15 protein-coding genes are annotated in these 18526 nt (G+C 62.8%); 1 reads left to right on the top strand and 14 read right to left on the bottom strand.

Annotation, left to right across the window (positions count from 1 at the left end; translation table 11 throughout):
- The 14 genes from AC1DIJ_RS03070 to AC1DIJ_RS03135 all read right to left on the bottom strand — a co-directional run bounded on the left by AC1DIJ_RS03070 (position 1) and on the right by AC1DIJ_RS03135 (position 17250).
- On the bottom strand, positions 1-672 hold the full coding sequence (locus tag AC1DIJ_RS03070; protein WP_112388840.1) for an amino acid ABC transporter permease: 672 nt from the start codon (positions 670-672) through the stop codon (positions 1-3).
- Positions 672-1343: an amino acid ABC transporter permease gene (locus tag AC1DIJ_RS03075; protein WP_112388841.1), complete on the bottom strand. Its 672-nt coding sequence runs from the start codon at positions 1341-1343 to the stop codon at positions 672-674. Before AC1DIJ_RS03075 ends, AC1DIJ_RS03070 begins: the two co-directional genes overlap by 1 nt.
- Before the next feature lie 149 nt (positions 1344-1492).
- Positions 1493-2989 carry a DegQ family serine endoprotease gene (locus AC1DIJ_RS03080; protein WP_112388842.1) on the bottom strand — a complete coding sequence of 499 codons (1497 nt, stop codon included), beginning with the start codon at positions 2987-2989 and terminating at the stop codon, positions 1493-1495.
- Between the two features lie 276 nt (positions 2990-3265).
- Positions 3266-5086 carry an ABC transporter ATP-binding protein gene (locus tag AC1DIJ_RS03085; protein ID WP_477831174.1) on the bottom strand — a complete coding sequence of 607 codons (1821 nt, stop codon included), beginning with the start codon at positions 5084-5086 and terminating at the stop codon, positions 3266-3268.
- Positions 5087-5113: 27 nt separating this feature from the next.
- The gene (locus AC1DIJ_RS03090) at positions 5114-5869 is read right to left on the bottom strand and encodes a DUF1028 domain-containing protein (RefSeq protein ID WP_112388844.1); all 756 of its coding nucleotides are present in this window, start codon (positions 5867-5869) and stop codon (positions 5114-5116) included.
- Positions 5870-5872: 3 nt separating this feature from the next.
- Entirely contained in the window at positions 5873-7657 is a 1785-nt protein-coding gene (locus tag AC1DIJ_RS03095) for a gamma-glutamyltransferase family protein (protein ID WP_112388845.1), read from the bottom strand.
- Between the two features lie 21 nt (positions 7658-7678).
- Complete coding sequence (locus tag AC1DIJ_RS03100) at positions 7679-8551, bottom strand: ABC transporter permease (RefSeq protein ID WP_112388846.1); 873 nt, start codon at positions 8549-8551, stop codon at positions 7679-7681.
- Positions 8548-9495, bottom strand: a complete 948-nt coding sequence (locus tag AC1DIJ_RS03105; protein WP_112388847.1) for an ABC transporter permease — start codon at positions 9493-9495, stop codon at positions 8548-8550. Before AC1DIJ_RS03105 ends, AC1DIJ_RS03100 begins: the two co-directional genes overlap by 4 nt.
- A gap of 60 nt (positions 9496-9555) precedes the next feature.
- Positions 9556-11064: an ABC transporter substrate-binding protein gene (locus AC1DIJ_RS03110; protein WP_112388848.1), complete on the bottom strand. Its 1509-nt coding sequence runs from the start codon at positions 11062-11064 to the stop codon at positions 9556-9558.
- 46 nt (positions 11065-11110) lie between these two features.
- On the bottom strand, positions 11111-11836 hold the full coding sequence (locus tag AC1DIJ_RS03115) for a FadR/GntR family transcriptional regulator (RefSeq protein ID WP_112388849.1): 726 nt from the start codon (positions 11834-11836) through the stop codon (positions 11111-11113).
- 178 nt (positions 11837-12014) lie between these two features.
- Positions 12015-12815: an inositol monophosphatase family protein gene (locus tag AC1DIJ_RS03120; RefSeq protein WP_112388850.1), complete on the bottom strand. Its 801-nt coding sequence runs from the start codon at positions 12813-12815 to the stop codon at positions 12015-12017.
- 29 nt (positions 12816-12844) lie between these two features.
- Positions 12845-13906 carry an ABC transporter ATP-binding protein gene (locus AC1DIJ_RS03125; RefSeq protein WP_112388851.1) on the bottom strand — a complete coding sequence of 354 codons (1062 nt, stop codon included), beginning with the start codon at positions 13904-13906 and terminating at the stop codon, positions 12845-12847.
- A complete protein-coding gene (locus AC1DIJ_RS03130) occupies positions 13903-16143 on the bottom strand; it encodes an ABC transporter permease (RefSeq protein WP_112389054.1) in 2241 nt (746 codons plus the stop codon). The genes AC1DIJ_RS03125 and AC1DIJ_RS03130 overlap by 4 nt, the downstream gene beginning before the upstream one ends.
- Before the next feature lie 78 nt (positions 16144-16221).
- Positions 16222-17250, bottom strand: coding sequence for an ABC transporter substrate-binding protein (locus AC1DIJ_RS03135; protein WP_112388852.1), 1029 nt, complete (start codon positions 17248-17250; stop codon positions 16222-16224).
- Positions 17251-17429: 179 nt separating this feature from the next.
- On the opposite strand from AC1DIJ_RS03135, the gene AC1DIJ_RS03140 reads away from it, so the two are divergent.
- On the top strand, positions 17430-18443 hold the full coding sequence (locus AC1DIJ_RS03140) for a LacI family DNA-binding transcriptional regulator (protein ID WP_112388853.1): 1014 nt from the start codon (positions 17430-17432) through the stop codon (positions 18441-18443).
- Positions 18444-18526 lie beyond the last annotated feature (83 nt).

Raw genomic sequence — 18526 nt, forward strand, 5'->3', positions numbered from 1 at the left:
TCAGAGCCCTCTCCAGGCGCTATGAGCCCTGAGGCGGTTTTCGAAACGGGTGCCGAGAAGCGCAACGAGCTTCGCGGTCGCATAATAGAGCAGGCCGACGGCGGTCCAGACGATGAACGGCTTCAGCGTCCTGAGGTTCAGGATGTTGCCGATCTTTGTGAGATCGACGACGCCGATCACCGAGATCAGCGAGGTCACCTGCAGCTGGTTGACGAGCAGCGCGATCAGCGGGCCGATCGCAAAGGCCATCGCCTGTGGCGCCACGACATGGCGCAGTACCTGCCAGCGCGTCAGGCCGAAGACGCGCGCTGCCTCGATCTGGTCGCGGCCGATGGATTCGATCGCCGAAACGGCGATGACATAGACGAAGGCGGCGGTATTGGCCGACAGCGTGATCGTTGCCGCGGTCACCGGCGTGATGCGGATATGGAAGAGCGCCGGCAGGCCGAAGAAGACCAGGAAGAGCTGCACCAGAACAGGCGAGTTCTTCAGGAGCTCGGAGACGAAGGTAACGATCTGCAGCAGCACCGGCACGCGGTAGAAGCGCACGACTGCCCAGAGAATGCCGATCAGCAGACCGATCAGCGACGTGCCGAAAAACAATGCGACGCTGACACCGAGGCCCTGGGCGAGCAGCACGAAATCGTAAGAGGTGAAATCGGTATAGCGCATCAGCCGACTGCCTCCATCAAGTCACGGTTGAGGCGGCGGTGAAGCAGCGTGACACCAAGCGACACGAGATAGGTGAGCACAGCATACGCAACCAGCAGCACGACATAGACTTCGAAGGGCCGGTAGGTCTGCGACACGACGATCTGCGCCGAACCGGTGAGCTCGTTCAGCGTAATGGTCGAGAGGATCGACGATGTGAGGATCAGGTTGATCAGCACCGAGCCGAGCGGCCGGATCGACGTCCTGAGTGCGATCGGCAGAACGATCTTGGTAAAAGTCACCCGGCGTGACAGGCCGCTGACCTCAGCCGCTTCGATGATGCCGGGGTCGATCGCCAGGATCCCGGCTCGGATTACATCGGAAGCATAGGCGCCGCCGGCAATCGACAGCGCCACGACGCCGGTCGTGAACGCATCGATGTAGATGCCGAGTTCCGGCAGGCCGTAATAAAAGAAGAACAGCTGGACGATGAACGGCACGTTGCGGAAAATATCGACATAGACGAAGGCAACGCGCCGCAGCGTCTTCGACGACGAGGTGCGGGCGATCGCCACGAAGGCGCCCATGAGGACGCTGCCGAGCAGCGCCAGGGCGCAGGCCTCTGCCGTCAGCAGGGCGCCTTTGGCGAGAAAGCCGATATGCGGCAAAAGGATCGAAAGGTCGAACCGCACGATCGCTCTCCCCAAGCACGATTGAAACCGGTTTCATATTGCTGAAACCCGCGGATGCTGTCAAGCGCCGTGGCAGGGAAGTTGTGGAGATCTGACAAGAACGCCCCGCATCCGGAGATGCGAGGCGCTTCCATGACCGTTGAGGGGCCCTAAGCGGCGGAGAAGGGCACGGCCACGAAGGTTTTGTTGCCACCGCGTTCGACCAGCAGCAGCACCGACTTGCGGCCGGATTTGGCGGCTTCGGCGACAGCGGTCTTGGCATCGCTTGCGCCACGCACCGGCTTGTCGTTGACCGAGACGATCACGTCACCGGTCTGGATGCCGGCTGCAGCGGCCGTCTTGTCGGGGTTTACGCTGGCGACGACAGCACCGGTGACGCCGCGCGGCAGGTTCAGTTCCTGGCGGGTGTCCGGCGTCAGGTCGGCGAGGCCGACGCCGATGCTCGGGCCGGTCTGCACCTTGCCATCGCCTTCATCGGCAGCGGCCTGCTTCTGTCCGTCGTCATTGCCACCGATGGTGACGTTGAGTTCGGCGCTCTTGCCGTCGCGCCAGACGGTGAGCGTCTGCTTGGCGCCGGGCGACATGTCGGCAACGAGGCGCGACAGGTCCTTCGGAGTCTTGACGGCTTCGCCGCCGACTGCGGTGACGATATCGCCTGTCTTGATACCTGCATGAGCAGCCGGGGTATCATCCGATACGGCAGCGACGAGAGCGCCCTGGGCATCGGTCAGGCCAACGGCATCGGCGACATCCTTGGTGACGGCCTGGATCTGCACGCCGAGATAGCCGTGGTCGATCGAGCCGTTCTTCTGCAGCTTGGCGACGATGGTGCGGGCCTCGGCGGACGGGATGGCAAAGCCGACGCCGACGCTGCCGCCGTTCGGAGAGTAGATCGCGGTGTTGATGCCGACGACATGGCCGTCACGATCGACAAGCGGGCCGCCGGAGTTGCCGTGGTTGATCGGCGCGTCGATCTGGATGAAGTCGTCGTACGGGCCGCTATGCAGATCGCGGCCGCGGGCCGAGACGATACCGGCGGTCACCGTGGTGCCGATGCCGAACGGGTTGCCGATGGCGAGAATCTGATCGCCGAGTTTCAGCTTGTCGGAATCACCCCAGGCGACGGTCGCCAGCGGCTTCGGAGCCTGGATTTTCAGAACGGCGATATCCGACTTCGGATCGGTGCCGACGAGCTTGGCGGGCAATTCGGTGCCGTCATCCAACGTCACCTTGATATCGATGGCATTGTCGATGACGTGGTTGTTGGTGACGATCACGCCATCGGGGCTGATGATGAAACCAGAACCGAGCGCCATCGCGTGCTGGCCGCTGTCATGTTGCGGGGCCTGGCGCGGCATGGGGATGCCCTGCTGCTCGAAGAACTGGCGGAACTGCTCGTCCATCGGCGAGGACTGCTGGTCGCTGGTGTCGGTGGCCTTCATCGTCGTCGTTACGGTAACGACGGCCGGCTTGTCGGCATCGACGATCGGCGCGAACGAGCCGCCGGGGGCAAATGTACCGCTGACTTCTGCAGGCGCGGCAACCGCGGAGGCGGCATTGATGGTGAAAGGCAGCGCCGCAGTGCCGGCAATCAGGGCGGCGCCGAGAAGCGCTGCAGTGCGGTGCTTGAGAAGGATATTGGACATGGCGAATGGTCCCTTGCAAATGGTTGCTAAGCGGCGTCGATGTTCCGGGGAACGCGGGCGTCGGGCGAAATGCACAAACTCTTCAAATTAAAAACCGCCGCTTTACTTAGCGATTACTGGTGTTCGTGAAGAATTAGCGCTTGATACTGATATGCGCCGCTCAGGGTTCATTTACAAATTAAATGTTCATTACCGTTTCATTGCAAAATGGTAAGAATTACAGGGAATTAATATTCGGATCGAGAGCGGCCCGCATCGCTGCCGGGAGTGTATGTCTCAGGCCTCGACTTGGACCATATGGCCGTTGCCGAGGCTCTTGTAGCAGCGCTTTGGCGGCACATAGCCGAGCGGGCGTACCGGGCTTTTCAGTTCGTCCGTGGAGAGCCCGCGCTTGATGCCGCGGCGCGACGGATCGGGAACCGGAACGGCGGCAATCAGCTTCTTGGTATAGGGGTGCTGCGGATTTCCGAAGACAGCTTCGCGCGGGCCGATTTCGACGATCTCGCCGAGATACATCACCGCGACGCGATGGCTGACGCGCTCGACGACGGCCATGTCGTGCGAGATGAACAGGAAAGCCAGCTTGAGGCTCTGCTGCAGGTCCATCAGGAGATTGCAGACCTGCGCCTTGATCGAGACGTCGAGGGCCGAGACGCTCTCGTCGGCGACGATGACCTTCGGATCGAGCGCTAATGCCCGGGCGATGCAGATGCGCTGGCGCTGGCCGCCGGAAAACTCGTGCGGATAGCGCTCCATCATGTCGGGTTTCAGCCCGACGCGCTCCAGCAGATCGGCCGCCTTGTCGCGTGCCTGCGCCCGGGTTCCGAGATCATGGGCGACGATCGGCTCGCTGACGGTGGCGCCGATGGTCATGCGCGGGTTCAGGCTGGCGAAGGGATCCTGGAAGATCATCTGGATGCTGCGGCGCATGTGCCGGAGGCGCGATGAATCCAGCCCCGTCACGTCGTAACCGTCGAGATTGACGGTGCCGGCATTCGGCTCGATCAGCCGGGTGATCGAGCGGCCGGTCGTCGACTTTCCGCAGCCGGATTCGCCGACCAGCGACAGCGTCTCGCCCTGGAAAAGATCGAAGGAGACATCCTCGACCGCGTGGATCGCGCCGGTGCGCGTGCCGAAAACGCCGCCACGGATTGCAAAGCGCGTCGTCAGGTTCTTGACCTCGAGGATCGGCGTCTTGCTGCGATCGACGGTATCGGCGACAGCCACGGGCTCGGTACGCTCGCCGGTGGTGGTGTCGACAACAGGAAAACGCAGCGGCCACTGGTGGCCGGTCATCGAGCCCAGCCGTGGAACAGCCGAGAGCAGCGCGCGGGTATAGGGGTGCTTGCCGCGGTGGAAGATATCGTCGGTCGGCCCGGCCTCGACGGCTTCGCCGCGATACATGACGATGGTGCGGTCGGAGATTTCGGCGACAACGCCCATGTCGTGGGTGATGAAGAGAACGGACATGCCTTCCTCTTCCTGCAGCAGCTTGATCAGGTCGAGGATCTGGCCCTGGATCGTCACATCAAGCGCCGTCGTCGGCTCGTCGGCGATCAAAAGCTTCGGCCGGGAGGCGAGCGCCATAGCGATCATCACGCGCTGGCGCATGCCGCCGGAAAACTGGTGCGGATATTCGTCGAAGCGGGAGGATGCATTCGGAATGCGGACTTTTTCGAGCAGCCGGATCGTCTCGGCCCGGGCTTCCGATTTGGTCATCTCCCCATGGCAGGTCAGCGCCTCTGAGATCTGGCGGCCGATCGTGAAGATCGGGTTCAGCGAGGTCATCGGCTCCTGGAAGATCATCGCCGCGTCGTTGCCGCGGACCTTGCGCATCTCCTTGTCGGACAGCGCCAGAATGTCCTTGCCGTTCAGCAGGATGCTGCCCTCGACGCGGCTCTGTTTCTTGGCGAGCAGCCGCATGATCGACAGCGAGGTGACGCTCTTGCCCGAGCCGGATTCGCCGACGATCGCCACGGTCTCGCCGGGCATGACATCGAAGGAGACGTCGCGCACGACGGGCTTCCAGGCACCATCCACCAGAAACGAGGTGGTCAGGTTCTTGACCGAAAGCACCGGATTTGCAGCTTCACCCATGTCTTTTTCCTGCTTCATGGTTCGGTCTCAGGTCTTGAGCGGCGTGGCAAAGGAGGCCGAGGGGCGCCCTTCGGCGATGCGGGCTGCTTCGACGGCGGCAATTTTCGCGTCGATCTCGCGCCGGTCGATCATGCCGCTCGGATTCTGGCGCGTCGCCATCGTCTCGGCGACATAGAGGTAGCGCTCGCTGGCGACCGCATGGAGCCGCCGCAATTCTTCCAGTGGATCGGTATGATCGTCGGCGCGGATATTGAGCCAGGCGTAATCCTGGTCGCGGTAGATGACGAGGGCGGCCGATTGCTTGCCGCGCTTGTCGCCACCGGCGTCTTCACCGGCCTGCATGGCTTCCAGCAGCCGTTCGGCCAGCGGCTTGCCTGCGGTCTTCTGATAGGCCGCGAGCGTTGCCGCGATCACCTCGGGACCGGCAAGCATGTTGCCGGCGACGGAGACGTTGCCCGCCACCAGATGCCCGGCCCAGTCGATGCATTTTTCGCCGGTAAAAGCGGCATTGCGGCCGGTCGCGTCGATCATATGGAACTGCCGCTGATCACGGCCATCGTCGCGCGCAGCCAACTCGGCAATAATTGCCTCCGGCGCTTGCCCTGCGGCAAGCATGCCCAGGCCATCGACGCCGTTCAGCGGATTGACGAAAGCCTGCGTCGCCACCGCACCGATCCCGCCGCGGATATGCGGGACGATGCCGCCAACGGCGAAGAAGCGGCTGGCGACGGCGATGCCGAGATGGCCGGTGCTGGGGTCACGGGCGACGATGGAATAGGTCACGGTCTATCTCCCCACCGCATAGGCCTGCATCAGGCGCGGGGTCGCCGCAGCCCGCAGCAACCCGTCGGCATCGCGGCGTGCTGCGGTCAGGCGGCCGACGGTCCACGGATCGGCAACCGTCAGCTTGTGACCCTTCTTGCGCAGGGCCTCGAGAACGCCCTCGCCGAAATTCGCTTCGGCCATCAGGCTGCCCGGCTCGCGGGTGCGGGGATAGAAGGAACCCGGAAAATGCGAGGTGTGGAACAGCGGCTGGTCGATCGCCGCCTGCAGGTTCAGCTTGTGATGGACATAGCGCAGGAAGAAGGAAAGCTGCCACTGCTCCTGCTGGTCGCCGCCGGGCGTGCCGAAGGACAAGGTCGGGCGTCCTTCATGAAGCGCAATCGACGGCGTCAGCGTGGTACGCGGCCGCTTGCCGGGGGCGAGCGACGTCGGCAGGCCGGGCTTCAGCCAGAACATCTGGGCGCGGGAATTGAGGCAGAAGCCAAGGCCCGGCACCGTCGGCGAAGACTGCAGCCAGCCGCCCGAAGGGGTGATCGACACCATGTTGCCCTCGCGGTCGATGACGTCGATATGGACGGTGTCGCCGCGCTTTTCGGAGAGATGCGCCATGGTAGGCTCGTAGACCGCGCCGGTCTTGGAGGTGACGCCGAGCATGTCCATCGTCAGCGCATACTGGTCTTCGAAGCCCGGCACGACACCCGGCTGCAGCTCCAGCGATGCCTCTGGCTTGATGAGCTTGCGGCGCTCGTCGCTATAGGCGTCCGACAGCAGATGCTCGATCGGGATCGTCGAGAAATTGGGATCGCCGTAGTAGATTTCGCGGTCGGCGAAGGCGAGCTTCATCGCTTCGGTGACGGTATGGACGAAATCGGCACCGGCAGGATCCATCGAGGCGATATCGATGCCCTTGAGCAGCGCCAGCGTCTGCAGGAAGACGGGTCCCTGTCCCCAGGGGCCGATCTTGGCAATCGTCCAGCCGTGGTAGTCGTAGGTCTGCGGCGCTTCGATCGTGGCCGACCAGTTCGCCATGTCATCGGCGGTGATGACGCCCTTGTGCTTGATGCCGCTCGCATCCATCACTTCGGTCGAACCGGCATAGCGCTCGATAGCCTCGGCGACGAAGCCGCGATAGAAGGCATCGCGCGCGGCTTCGACCTGTTCCTCGCGGCCACGCTTGGCTTCTGCCTCTGCGATGATCCGCTTCCAGGTCCCGGCGAGAACCGGGTTCTTGAAGTTGGAGAGCGGCTCGGGTGCCGCCCCACCGGGCAGCCAGGTCTTGTGAGAGGTCGGCCATTCCTTTTCGAAGAAGGAGGAGAGGCCTGCAATGGTCGCCGAAACGCGCGGCAGCATCGGATGGCCGTTTTCAGCGTAATAGATCGCCGGTTCCAGCACGTCGCGAACGCTCATCGTGCCGTAGTCGCGCAGCATCAGCATCCAGCCGTCGAAGCTGCCGGGAATGACGGTCGAAAGCAGACCGTCGCCCGGGATCAGCTTCAGGCCTTCGGATGTGTAATGCTCGATAGTCGCGCCTGCAGGGGCCGGGCCCTGCGCACAGATGACCTCGACCTTGTCCTTCTTCTTCGAATAGAGGACCGCAGGCATATCGCCGCCCGGGCCGCAGAGATGCGGCTCGACGACCTGCAGCACGAAGCCCGTGGCGACAGCCGCATCGAAGGCGTTACCGCCCTTTTCGAGAATGCTCATGCCGACTGCCGAGGCGATCCAGTGGGTGGAGGTGACGACGCCGAACGTGCCGAGGATTTCGGGACGGGTCGTGAATGCGGTCATTTCGAATGTCCTTTCAGGAAATCATGCTTCGCGCGGATCGAGCGCATCGCGCAGGCCGTCGCCGAGGAGATTGAAGCCGATGACGACGAGGAAGATCGCCGCCCCCGGCCACATCGCCATCCATGGGGCTTGGGAGAGGAAGTTCTTGGCAACGTTCAGCATCGAGCCCCAGCTGGCGGCGGGCGGCTGCTGGCCGAGGCCGAGGAAGGAGAGGCTGGCCTCGGCGATGATCGCAGTTGCAATCGTCAGCGTCGCCTGCACGAGAATGGGCGCCGCGACATTCGGCAGGATGTAGCGGGTGATGATCCTGAACTGCCTGAGGCCGATGGAGCGGGCGCCCTCGACATATTCCTCTGTCTTGACGGCCAGAACCTGGCCGCGGGTGAGGCGGATGAAGATCGGCATCGCCGAAAGGCCGATGGCGATCATCGCGTTGGTGAGGCTCGGGCCCAGGAAGGCGGCAAGCGCAATCGCGGTGATCAGGAACGGCATGGCAAGGAAGGCTTCGGTGATGCGCGAGATGATCTGATCGACCCAGCCGCCGAAATACCCTGCCATCAGGCCGAAGGGCACGCCGACGATGACAGCGATCGCCACCGAGAAGACGCCGGCCATCAGCGAGGCCTGTGCCCCCCAGATCATCCGCGAAAGAATGTCGCGGCCGAGATCGTCGGTGCCGAGCCAGTGGGCAGCCGATGGCGCCTTGCGGATCGCCGACCAGCTGGTGCCGTTCGGATCGGGAATGGGCAGCAGAGGTGCCGCAATCGCCAGGATCGCGAAGAAGGCGATGATGCAGAGACCGGCAAGCGCGCCCTTGTTGGCCTTCAGCTTGCGCCAGGCGCGGCTCGGCACACGCTGTTCGGTGGTGACAGCGACCTGATCGATGGCGGTCATAGCGAGGCCCTCATGCGCGGATTGAGAAGGACATAGAGGATATCGGCGATGAGATTCATCAGGATGAAGCCGATCGCGGTGCAGAGCACGACGCCTTGGACGACCGCATAGTCGCGGTTGAAGACGGCATCGACGATCAGTTTGCCGAAGCCCGGAATGGTGAAGATCTGTTCGGTCAGAACCGCACCCGCCAAGAGTTCGCCGAAGAGCAGGGCGCTGAGCGTCACGATCGGCAGCACTGCATTGCGGAAGCTGTGTTCGAGCACGACCGAGCGCTCGGAGAGGCCCTTGGCGCGGGCGGTACGGATATAGTCGGCGCTGAGCACGCTCAGCATCGCCGAGCGCGTGTGCCGCATCAGCGTCGCGGCCAGCGCGTTGCCGAGCACGAAGGAGGGCATCAGCATTGTCTGGATCGAGCGGATCGGGTCGTTGAAGAAGGGTTCGTATCCGGAGGCGGGCAGCCAGCCGAGTTTCACCGAGACTAGCAGGATCAGCATGATGCCGAGCCAGAAGTTCGGGATCGAAAGGCCGGAAAGCGCGATCAAGTTGGCGATGTAGTCGAAAGCGGTGTTCTTCTTCACCGCCGCCAGGATGCCCATGGGAACGCCGATCACGAAGGCGAAGATCATCGACATGATGGCGAGCTGAATGGTGACCGGGAGTTTCTCCGCCACCAGTTCCAGAACCGGCTGATTGGTTCGGAGCGAAATGCCGAGATCGCCCTGCAGCACCGAGCCCAGCCAGGAGACATACTGGTAGGGCACCGGATCGTTCAGCCGGTATTTCTCGCGCAGATATTCGATGACCTGCGGATCCCGCTCTTCGCCGGCCATGGCAAGGATGGGGTCACCCGGCAGCAGCTTCTGCAGCGAGAAGACGAAGACCGATATGATCAGCAGCGTCGGAATGGCGACGAGAAGCCGCTTGGCGATGTAGGTATACATGAACGATCCTGAGCGAGCGGGGAGAGGCGGCGGGCACTACCCACCGCCGCGATGGCTGGTTCAGCCTTCCTTCTTGACACCCGTCAGACGGATCATGCCGTCAGGCGAGGCGACGAAGCCGGTGACGTTCTTGTGCATCGCCCAGATCCACGAGTTATGGCCGAGATAGATGATCGGCATGTCGTCGTTGAGGATCACGGCCGCGGCGTCATACTTCTGCTTGCGGACCGCATCGTCGGTGGACGCACGGGCCTCGTTCAGCAGCTTGTCGACTTCGGCGTTGCAGTACTTGGTATCGTTGATGCCGCCCTTGCAGGTGATGAACTGGTGGATATTGCCATCGGGATCGATACGGCCCGACCAGTCCGAGCGGCTGAGCTGATAGTTGCCCGCCGTCTGCTCAGACAGCAGCGTTGCGAATTCCGTCGAGCGGATGGTGACGTCGAAGCCGGCCTCGGCAACCATGGACTGGACGACCTGCATCATCTGCGAGGCGACCGGGTTGTTCTGCACCTGCAGCTCGATCGGCACGCGGTCGAAACCGGCTTCCTTGATCAGCGCCTTGGCCTTGTCGAGATCGCGGGCGGGAACCGGGATATCCTTGTCGAACCATGGGCTGTTCGGCGGGAACGACTGGTTGCCGGCAACCGATGTGCCTTCATAGACGATCTGGTTCAGCGCATCGCGGTCGAGCGCCAGCGAGAAGGCCTGGCGCAGGCGCTTGTCCTTGCCGAACGGGTTGTCGGCGCGGGCGCCGTTCCCGACATTAGCATAGAGCGCCATGTAGCCGGTGCCGATCGCGTCGGCATAGGTGAGGCTCGTATCTTCCTTCACCGAAGCGGCATCGGTCGGCGCCAGGCGCTCGATCATGTCGAGATCGCCGGAGCGCAGGTTGGCGAGGCGCACCGTGGTATCCGGGATCGGCAGGTAGGTGACCTTGTCGACGAAGATATTGTCCTTGTTCCAGTAATCCTTGAACTTCTCAAGCACGATGCGGTCCTGCTGGACACGCTCGACGAACTTGAAGGGACCGGCGCAGACCGGGTGATTGCCGAAATTGGCACCGAGTTCTTTGGCAGCCTTCGGCGAGACGATCATGCCGGCGCGGTCGGAAAGCTGGGCGAGAAGCGTCACGTCAGGGCTCTTCAGCGTGAATTTCACTTCGTATTCGCCCGAGGCCTCGACCTTCTCGACCGAGGTCAGTTCGCTCTTGCGGCGTGATTCCGGCAGCGTCATGTTGCGTTCGATGGTGGCGACCACGGCCGCCGCATTCATCGGTGTTTCGTCGTGGAACTTGACGCCTTCGCGCAGCTTCATGGTCAGCGTCTTGCCGTCGTCGGACCATTTCCATTCGGTCGCGAGCTGCGGCACGATTTTCAGGTCGGGGGTCACGTCGACGAGCTTGTCGCACATCGCGGTATAGACGATGCGGCCGACGAAGGTGCGCGACTGCGCGGGATCGAGCACGTCGGCATCGTCCTGCAGGCCGATCTTAAGCTCGGCGGCAAAGGATGGGAGGGCAACAATTGCCCCGGCTAGAAGGGTCGTCACGAAACTGGCGGTCTTCATTTCACTCTCCTCTGGTTCTTTTTGTTTGCTTCATTGCCGTGGCTCTTCAGGTGAGCTCTTCTTTGGTCTCCGGTATCTGGTGGTCGAGCGAGGTCATGCGAACCAGGCTCTCCTGCAGCGTCAGCAGGTGCTGGCGCATCGCTTCGCCGGCTCTCGCGGGATCGCGGGCGGCGATGGCATCGACGATTGCGGTATGCTGTCCGTAGGTCACGGTGCGCGTCTTGCTGGCGGCGCGGGCGCGCTCGCGGATCGTCTGCCAGGCTTCGTCCTGACGCACGCGGTTGATGACGTCGAAGATCGTCAGGAAGAACTGGTTGCCGGCCGACTGCGCGATATGGCGGTGGAGCGCGCCGTCCCACAGCTCGCGGCCGTCGGCATCGGTGCTTTCATAGATCTTCTTGACCAGCTCATACATGCGCTCGACGTCGTGCTTCTTGGCGCGGATGGCGGCAAGCTGAGCGAGCTGCGGCTCGATGCGCAGGCGTACTTCCATGATTTCCATCAGGTCGGTGCCGGCAACGATCGAATCCACATGCTCGCTCCAGCCGTCGGGGCGCCTTCCGGCAAAAGTGCCGGATCCCTGGCGGCGCCAGATCAATCCCTCGGCTTCCAGAACTTCAAGCGCGCGGCGGATGGCACGGCGGCTGACGTCGAACATCTCCGAAAGTGCCCGCTCGGTCGGCAGCTTGCCATCGGCATCGAGGCTGTCCGAGCGCAGCAGCGCTCGCAGCTTGTCGAGAGCGTAATTGGAGTTCCCAGTGGTCTCATCCATAGTGAATGGTCCGAACCAATTTCTTATTGGTTCAATCCAAAACCATATTGGTCCGCCGCGTCAAGCGGTTTTTTGTGCAATTTTTGCAGCGCACAAAAATTAGGCTGCGATCTTCGCCATGCACAAAAAATCCGGCGCCGATGACGCCGGATTGGGCAGGTCGAAAATGCGAAATCCCTTAAATACCGGCGATCTTGCGCAGGTCGTCGGTGGCGCCGGGCGCGGTTGCCAGAACCGGCGATCCCTTGGTCAGCCGCTCGCCTTCGGTCGGGAAGGGGTGGTACCAGCCGCCGGCTTCCTTGACGAGGCAGTAGCCGGCCATGCAGTCCCAGGCATGCATATAGGGTTCGTAATAGCCGACGAGACGGTCGGCCGCGACATAGGCGAGCATCAGCGCGCCGGAGCCGTTGCGGATGAAATTGCCGCCGGCTTCGAGAAGGTTTTCCACCATCTTGCCGACGAAGGCCGGCGTGACATGGTTATTGGCGCCGATGCCGGTCACGGCGTTGCGGATCGTGCGCGACGGGTCGAGCGACAGCTTCTTGCCGTTCAGCGTGGCGCCCATGCCGAGAGCCGCCGCATAGAGCTCGTCGTGACAGGGTGCCGAGATGACGCCGACGACAGGCACGCCCTCATGCAGCAGGCCGATCGACACGCACCAGTTCGGCATGCCGTTGACAAAGGGGCTGGTGCCGTCGATCGGATCGACCACCCAGGTGAAGCCCGAAGTGCCGGTCTCCAGGCCGTATTCCTCGCCGAGAACGCCATCGGTGGGGTAGGCTTCGTTGAAGCGCTTGCGGATCAGGTTTTCCACTTCGCGGTCCGCGATCGAGACCACGTCCTGCGGATCGCGCTTGGTTTCGATAACCAGCGTTTCGCGGCGCTTGAAATAATCGAGCGCGACCGCTCCGGCCTCGCGGGCCACGGCTTCGGCCAGCGCAAGGCGCGCTTCGAGCCCGGGTACGACATGCGACGTCATGAAAATCTTCCCTTGATAAAATGCGGCGTTCAGCCGCCGATGATGGCAATGCCGCGATCCTTGAAGCCGATCTCCACCTCTGTCAAAGGCGCAAAGGCCCTTTCCACTGCGGGATCGACGACGAAGAGCGTGCCGTTGCTGGTTTTGACTTCGTATTCCACATGGTCGCCGAGATAGGCGGCGTGGGTGATCTGGCCGCTGAAGGCGCCGCCGTTTTTCGGCGCCAGCGTGATGGCGTTCGGGCGGACCGCCAGCTGCGCCGGGCCGGGGCGCATGTTGCGGCCGGAGATGCGATGCGTCAGGCCCTCGACATTGATCGTCGCGTGATCGCCATCGATGCCGACGACATTGCAGGGCACCACATTGGCCTCACCCATGAAGTCGGCGATGAAGGCCGACACAGGCTGGTCGTAGAGATCGCGCGGCGCGCCCTTCTGCGCAACTTCGCCATCCTTCATGACGATGATCTGGTCGGAGACCGCAAGCGCCTCGTCCTGATCGTGGGTGACGTAGACGGCGGTGAAACCAAGCCGCTGCTGCAGCTCGCGGATCTCGGTGCGGACGCGGCGCCGAAGCCGGGCGTCGAGGTTCGAGAGCGGCTCGTCGAGCAGCAGTACCTGCGGCTCCAGCACCAATGCCCGGGCAACCGCGACACGCTGCTGCTGGCCACCGGAGAGCTCGGCAGGCAGACGTTGACCCATGCCGCCAAGACCGACGAGCTTCAGGCCTTCCTCGGCGCGCTCGCGTGCTTCCTTGCGCTTGATGCCCGACGATTCCAGACCGTAGGCGACATTGTCGAGCGAGGTCATGTGCGGGAACAGCGCATAGGACTGGAACACCATCGAGACATCGCGCTCGTTGGCCGGCAGCATGGTCACGTCCTTGCCGCCGATCAGGATGCGGCCAGCGCTCGGATGTTCGAGTCCGGCAAGCATGCGCAGCGTCGTCGTCTTGCCGCAGCCGGACGGGCCAAGCAGCGTCACCAGCGTGCCGGGTTCGATGGTTAGAGACAAATCGGGGATGGCGGTGAAGGCACCGAAGGTCTTGCGCACGTTCTCGAAGACGACGGAACCGGGTTTGTTGCTGCTCATGCGGTTTTCTCCTGACCGAGAGGTACGGATGCGGTGGCCGTCGGCGCCGCCATAGCGACGCGGTTTTCGCGGCGCAGGCGGCGTTCGCCGACCAGGAACTGGAAGCCGGCGATCACCGTGACCATGACGACGATCAGCGCTGAGGAATAGGCGATGGCAACGCCATACTCGCCATTCTCGACAAGGCCGACGATATAGGCGGTGGACATGTTGTATTCGGCGCTGACCAGGAAGATCACGGCGCTGATCGAGGTGATGGCGCGCACAAAGGAATAGACGAGGGCGGCCGTGATGGCCGGGCGCAGCAGCGGCAGGATGACCTTGCGGATCGTCCGGAAGCTGTTGGCGCGCAGCGTCAGCGATGCCTCGTCGAGGCTCTTGTCAAGCTGGCTCATGGCCGCCACGCCGCCGCGGACGCCGACCGGCATGTTGCGGAAGACGAAGCAGGCAACGAGGATCAGCGCCGTGCCGGTCATCTCCAGCGGCGGCAGGTTGAAGGCCATGATGTAGCTGATGCCGATGACGGTGCCGGGAATTGCAAAGCTCAGCATCAGCGCGAATTCGAAGACGTTGCGGCCGACGAACTTCTGGCGGACGATGATATAGGCGGTCAGCAGGCCGACAGCAGCCGTGAGCGGGGCGGAGATCAGGGCGATCTCCATTGTCGTCCAGAACGAATTCCAGGCGACCCCCGTCCACGCCAGGCCGCCGTCATCACGGAACCCGATCGAGAAGGCGCGGATGTAGTGTTCGAATGTCAGCGTATTGTCGAGGCCCCAGGTGCGCACGAAACCGCCGAACAGGATCATCGCATAGACGACGATGGTGAAGATCGCCCAGGGGATGACGAGCGAATGAACAGCAATCGAGACGCCGCGCGGCAGGGCGATGTGCTGGCCGGAATCGCCCTTGCCGGTGACGGTCGCATAGCTCTTGCCCTGTAGCCAGAAACGCTGTGCGATGAAGGCCGACATGGTGAAGACGAGCAGGATCATGGCGAGCACGGCGGCGCGGGCCGGGTCGTTCTGCGAGCCGACGACGGCAAAGAAGATTTCCGTCGACAGCACGCCATGGCTGCCGCCGAGCACCATCGGGTTGCCGAAATCGGCCATGCTTTCGATGAAGCCGATGAGGAAGGCATTGGCGAGGCCGGGCTTCATGAGTGGCAGCGAGACGCGCCAGAAGGTGCGCCAGCGGTCGGCGCGCAACGTTTGCGACGCCTCTTCCATCGACGGGCTGACGCCTTCGACGACGCCGATCAGCACCAGGAAGGAAATCGGTGTGAAGGATAGAACCTGGGCAATCCAGATGCCGGTCAGGCCATAGAGCCAGCGGCCGGGCTCGACGCCAAGCAGGGAAGATACAAACTGTGTGGCGACACCGGAACGGCCGAAGAGCAGGGTGAGCGCCAGGCCGACGACGAAGGGCGGCGTGATGATCGGCAGGATGGTCAGCAGCCGCAATCCCTTCTTGTAGGGAAAGCGCGTGCGGGTGGCGACCAGCGCGAAGCAGAGGCCAAGCGTCGTCGATCCGGCCGCCGTCATGATCGCCAGCCAGAGCGTGCCCCAGGCAACGCCGCAGCGCTCGCCGCCAACGACGCAGCCGAGGCTCCAGACCGATGAATCCTGGATATTGGTGAGAAAGCCGGTGGGATTGAAAGAGCCGTCGAAATCCTGGAAGGCGCCGACGAACATGCTGCCGACGGGGTAGAACACGAAGATGGCGACGAGGAACACCAGCATGGAGATCGCGCCGACCACGAAGGCGTCGCCCTTCATCACGCCGCGTTCGGCAAGGCCGAAGGCGAAGAAGAACACGAAGACAAGGCCGGTCACCACCGCGCCCGCACCCATCGACGGCTGGCCATCAGGGAGCGCGCCGAAGAGGGTTTCGGCGAATGTCCAGCTCCAGCCGGAGAGATTGATCGCCAATCCCTCGATCGTCAGGAAAAGCACGCCCAGGCCTCCGGCCCAGGCCAGCAGCGTAGCACGCTGCTTCGGATCGGGAAGGAAGCGCGCGATGCCGCCTAGCAATACGAGGAAGACGGCGATCGCGAGCCACCATCGGCCATAGGTGGTGATCTGCAGGATGCCGGGCGCCGTGGAGGGATCGCCCAGAAAATCAGACAGCCATCCAAGGCCGAAGAAGCCGCCTTCGATCCGATACCACGGGAGCAGTATCAGGGCGGCAATGGCGAAGACGAGAGCGATATCCAGTCTGCGATTGTAGTTCTTCATGGTTCGCTCCCGCTTGAGCACGGCATTATGCTTGGAGGCCGGCAGCCATCGGCAGCCGGCCATCGAGATCACTCGAAATCAGTTGGCCTTGGCGCCGATTTCCTTGTCCCAGCGGCTGAGCAACGCCTTGCGGACATCGGGATTGCCGTATTTGGCGAAGTCGTAGTCGATGAGCTTGATGTCTTCGAACTTCGGCGCTTCCTTCGGAATCTCGGCCGACTTGTTGGACGGCAGCTGGAAGGACTTGGCGTCCTTCATGTGCGACTGCGCATCGGCGCTGAGTGCCCAGTCATACCACTTCTTGGCATTCTCGAGGTTCTTGGCGCCCTTGACGATCGACATCGAGCCGATTTCGTATCCGGTGCCTTCGCAAGGCGCGACCGCCTTGATCGGGAAGCCTTCGACGGTCTGGGCAACCGCATCATGCATGAAGACGATGCCGATGGTCGACTCGCCGCGGGCGGCAGCCTTTACCGGTGCTGAACCGGACTTGGTATATTGGGAAACGTTGGCATTCAGCTTCGTCAGGTAGTCGAAAGCCTTGTCCTCGCCCATGATCTGCACCAGCGTTGCCAGCGTGTTGTAGGACGTGCCCGAGGAATTCGGGTTGGCGATCTGGATTTCACCCTTGTAGGACGGATCCAACAGGTCGGCCCAGCACTTCGGTTCCTTGAGGTTCTTCTGCTTCAGGATGTCGGTGTTGTAGCCCCAGCCGAGCGCACCGGCATAAACGCCGACGGTGCGGTACTTGGCGCTTTCGGCCTGCTTCTTCGCCCAATCCTGCAGTTGGTCGAACAGCGGCGACTTGTATTCCAGCGTCAGGTTTTCGGCGGCTGCCTGCAGGTGCGGGTCGCCGGTACCGGCCCACCAGATGTCGGTCTTCGGGTTGCGGGCTTCGGCGCGGATCTTGGCGTAGGTCTCGCCGGCCGAGAGGCGCACCATGTTGACCTTGATGTCGGACTGCTTTTCGAACAGCCCCTTCATGAGGTCGCAGACTTCCTGGTCTGCCGAGCAGATCACATTGAGATTGCCAGCGGCATGAGCCGAAAAGGCAGCAAAAGTCACACTCGCGGCAAGCGCTGCCGCGGCAAGTTTAGCTGAACGCATTCTTTCCTCCTGGATGTGGCGGCGCCTCCACGCCGATCGCCTTTGCAAGCGTGTGCAAATGCTGCATGACCCAGGAAAGCCTGTCAACAGTTTTGTCACAAAAGTGTCATAAATCCATTCGTCGAGATATTGCACGCAATTGCAATATCGTGCACAGTCGCGTGCAAGGGGAGATTCAGGTGGTCACGAAAGTCTTTGTCAGCGCGCAGGAAGTCGCGGAAAAAGCGGGGGTTTCCCGTTCGGCTGTGTCGCGCACGTTTACGCCAGGGGCCAGCGTCGCGCCCGAGACACGCAAGCGGGTGATGGAGGCGGCCGAGGCGCTCGGATATCACGTCAATCATCTGGCCCGCGGGCTGATGCGCAACGAGAGCGGCATTGTTTGCCTGATTGTTTCGGAGATGGGCACGCCTTATCGCTCGTCGCTGATCAGGGCGGTGACGCAACATCTGCAGAACTCTGGCAAGATCGCGATGCTGATCAACACTGACCGCTCCGACGGCAGTGTTGACCGAGCACTACGCCAGGCGATCCGCTACCGCGCCGATGCTTCGATCATCCTGTCGGGCCAGCCCGACAAGTCGATCACCCAGCTTTGCCTGAAGAATGGCCAGCGGCTGGTACTGATCAACCGCGACGACGCGCAGCCCGGCCCGTTCAGGATCAATCTCGACGACAAGGAAGCGGCAAGCCGCATCCTCACCGCCTTCGTGCGCGCCGGCTGCCGGCGCTTGGCTTTCGCCAATTCGGAAGTCGGAACGCCCAGCCTGATGGCCCGCGAGCATGGTTTCGTTGCCGCCGCCGCAGCACTCGGTATGGAGGTCGCCGTCGAGCGCTTCGGTCCCACCGGCTACGAGGCGGGCAAGGTTGTCGCCCAGCGGCTGCTGACCCGCAAGGAGCGGCCCGACGCCATCTTCTGCGCCAACGACCTGCTCGCCTGCGGCGTCATGGACGCGGCCCGCCATCAGTTCATGATGTCGGTCCCCGATCAACTCTGCGTCGCCGGCTTCGATGATATCGAGCAGACCTCCTGGTCATCCTACGATCTCACCACTTTCGCCCAGCCCGTCGAAGCCATCGCCCGCGAGGCAGTTGCCTTTCTGGCGGAGCCGGGAAGCGCGGAGGACGACGGACAGGGGCGGTCAATCAGGCTGCATGCGGAGCTCATCTGGCGAGGGTCAATCCGCGGCGGATAACGGCTTCGAGCCGATCTGTGCATACGATTACACAGATTTTCACAGGCGGTAAGTTCCCGACGTAAAGCTACCGTTGCCGCATA

The organism is Rhizobium sp. 10N427 (genome assembly GCF_056394605.1).

Bases quoted from the DNA above. Each gene is read 5' to 3' on its own strand.
- AC1DIJ_RS03070 (WP_112388840.1), bottom strand. From the start codon at position 672: ATGCGCTATACCGATTTCACCTCTTACGATTTCGTGCTGCTCGCCCAG.
- AC1DIJ_RS03080 (WP_112388842.1), bottom strand. From the start codon at position 2,989: ATGTCCAATATCCTTCTCAAGCACCGCACTGCAGCGCTTCTCGGCGCC.
- AC1DIJ_RS03085 (WP_477831174.1), bottom strand. From the start codon at position 5,086: ATGGGTGAAGCTGCAAATCCGGTGCTTTCGGTCAAGAACCTGACCACC.
- AC1DIJ_RS03095 (WP_112388845.1), bottom strand. From the start codon at position 7,657: ATGACCGCATTCACGACCCGTCCCGAAATCCTCGGCACGTTCGGCGTC.
- AC1DIJ_RS03100 (WP_112388846.1), bottom strand. From the start codon at position 8,551: ATGACCGCCATCGATCAGGTCGCTGTCACCACCGAACAGCGTGTGCCG.
- AC1DIJ_RS03105 (WP_112388847.1), bottom strand. From the start codon at position 9,495: ATGTATACCTACATCGCCAAGCGGCTTCTCGTCGCCATTCCGACGCTG.
- AC1DIJ_RS03110 (WP_112388848.1), bottom strand. From the start codon at position 11,064: ATGAAGACCGCCAGTTTCGTGACGACCCTTCTAGCCGGGGCAATTGTT.
- AC1DIJ_RS03115 (WP_112388849.1), bottom strand. From the start codon at position 11,836: ATGGATGAGACCACTGGGAACTCCAATTACGCTCTCGACAAGCTGCGA.
- AC1DIJ_RS03120 (WP_112388850.1), bottom strand. From the start codon at position 12,815: ATGACGTCGCATGTCGTACCCGGGCTCGAAGCGCGCCTTGCGCTGGCC.
- AC1DIJ_RS03125 (WP_112388851.1), bottom strand. From the start codon at position 13,906: ATGAGCAGCAACAAACCCGGTTCCGTCGTCTTCGAGAACGTGCGCAAG.
- AC1DIJ_RS03130 (WP_112389054.1), bottom strand. From the start codon at position 16,143: ATGAAGAACTACAATCGCAGACTGGATATCGCTCTCGTCTTCGCCATT.
- AC1DIJ_RS03135 (WP_112388852.1), bottom strand. From the start codon at position 17,250: ATGCGTTCAGCTAAACTTGCCGCGGCAGCGCTTGCCGCGAGTGTGACT.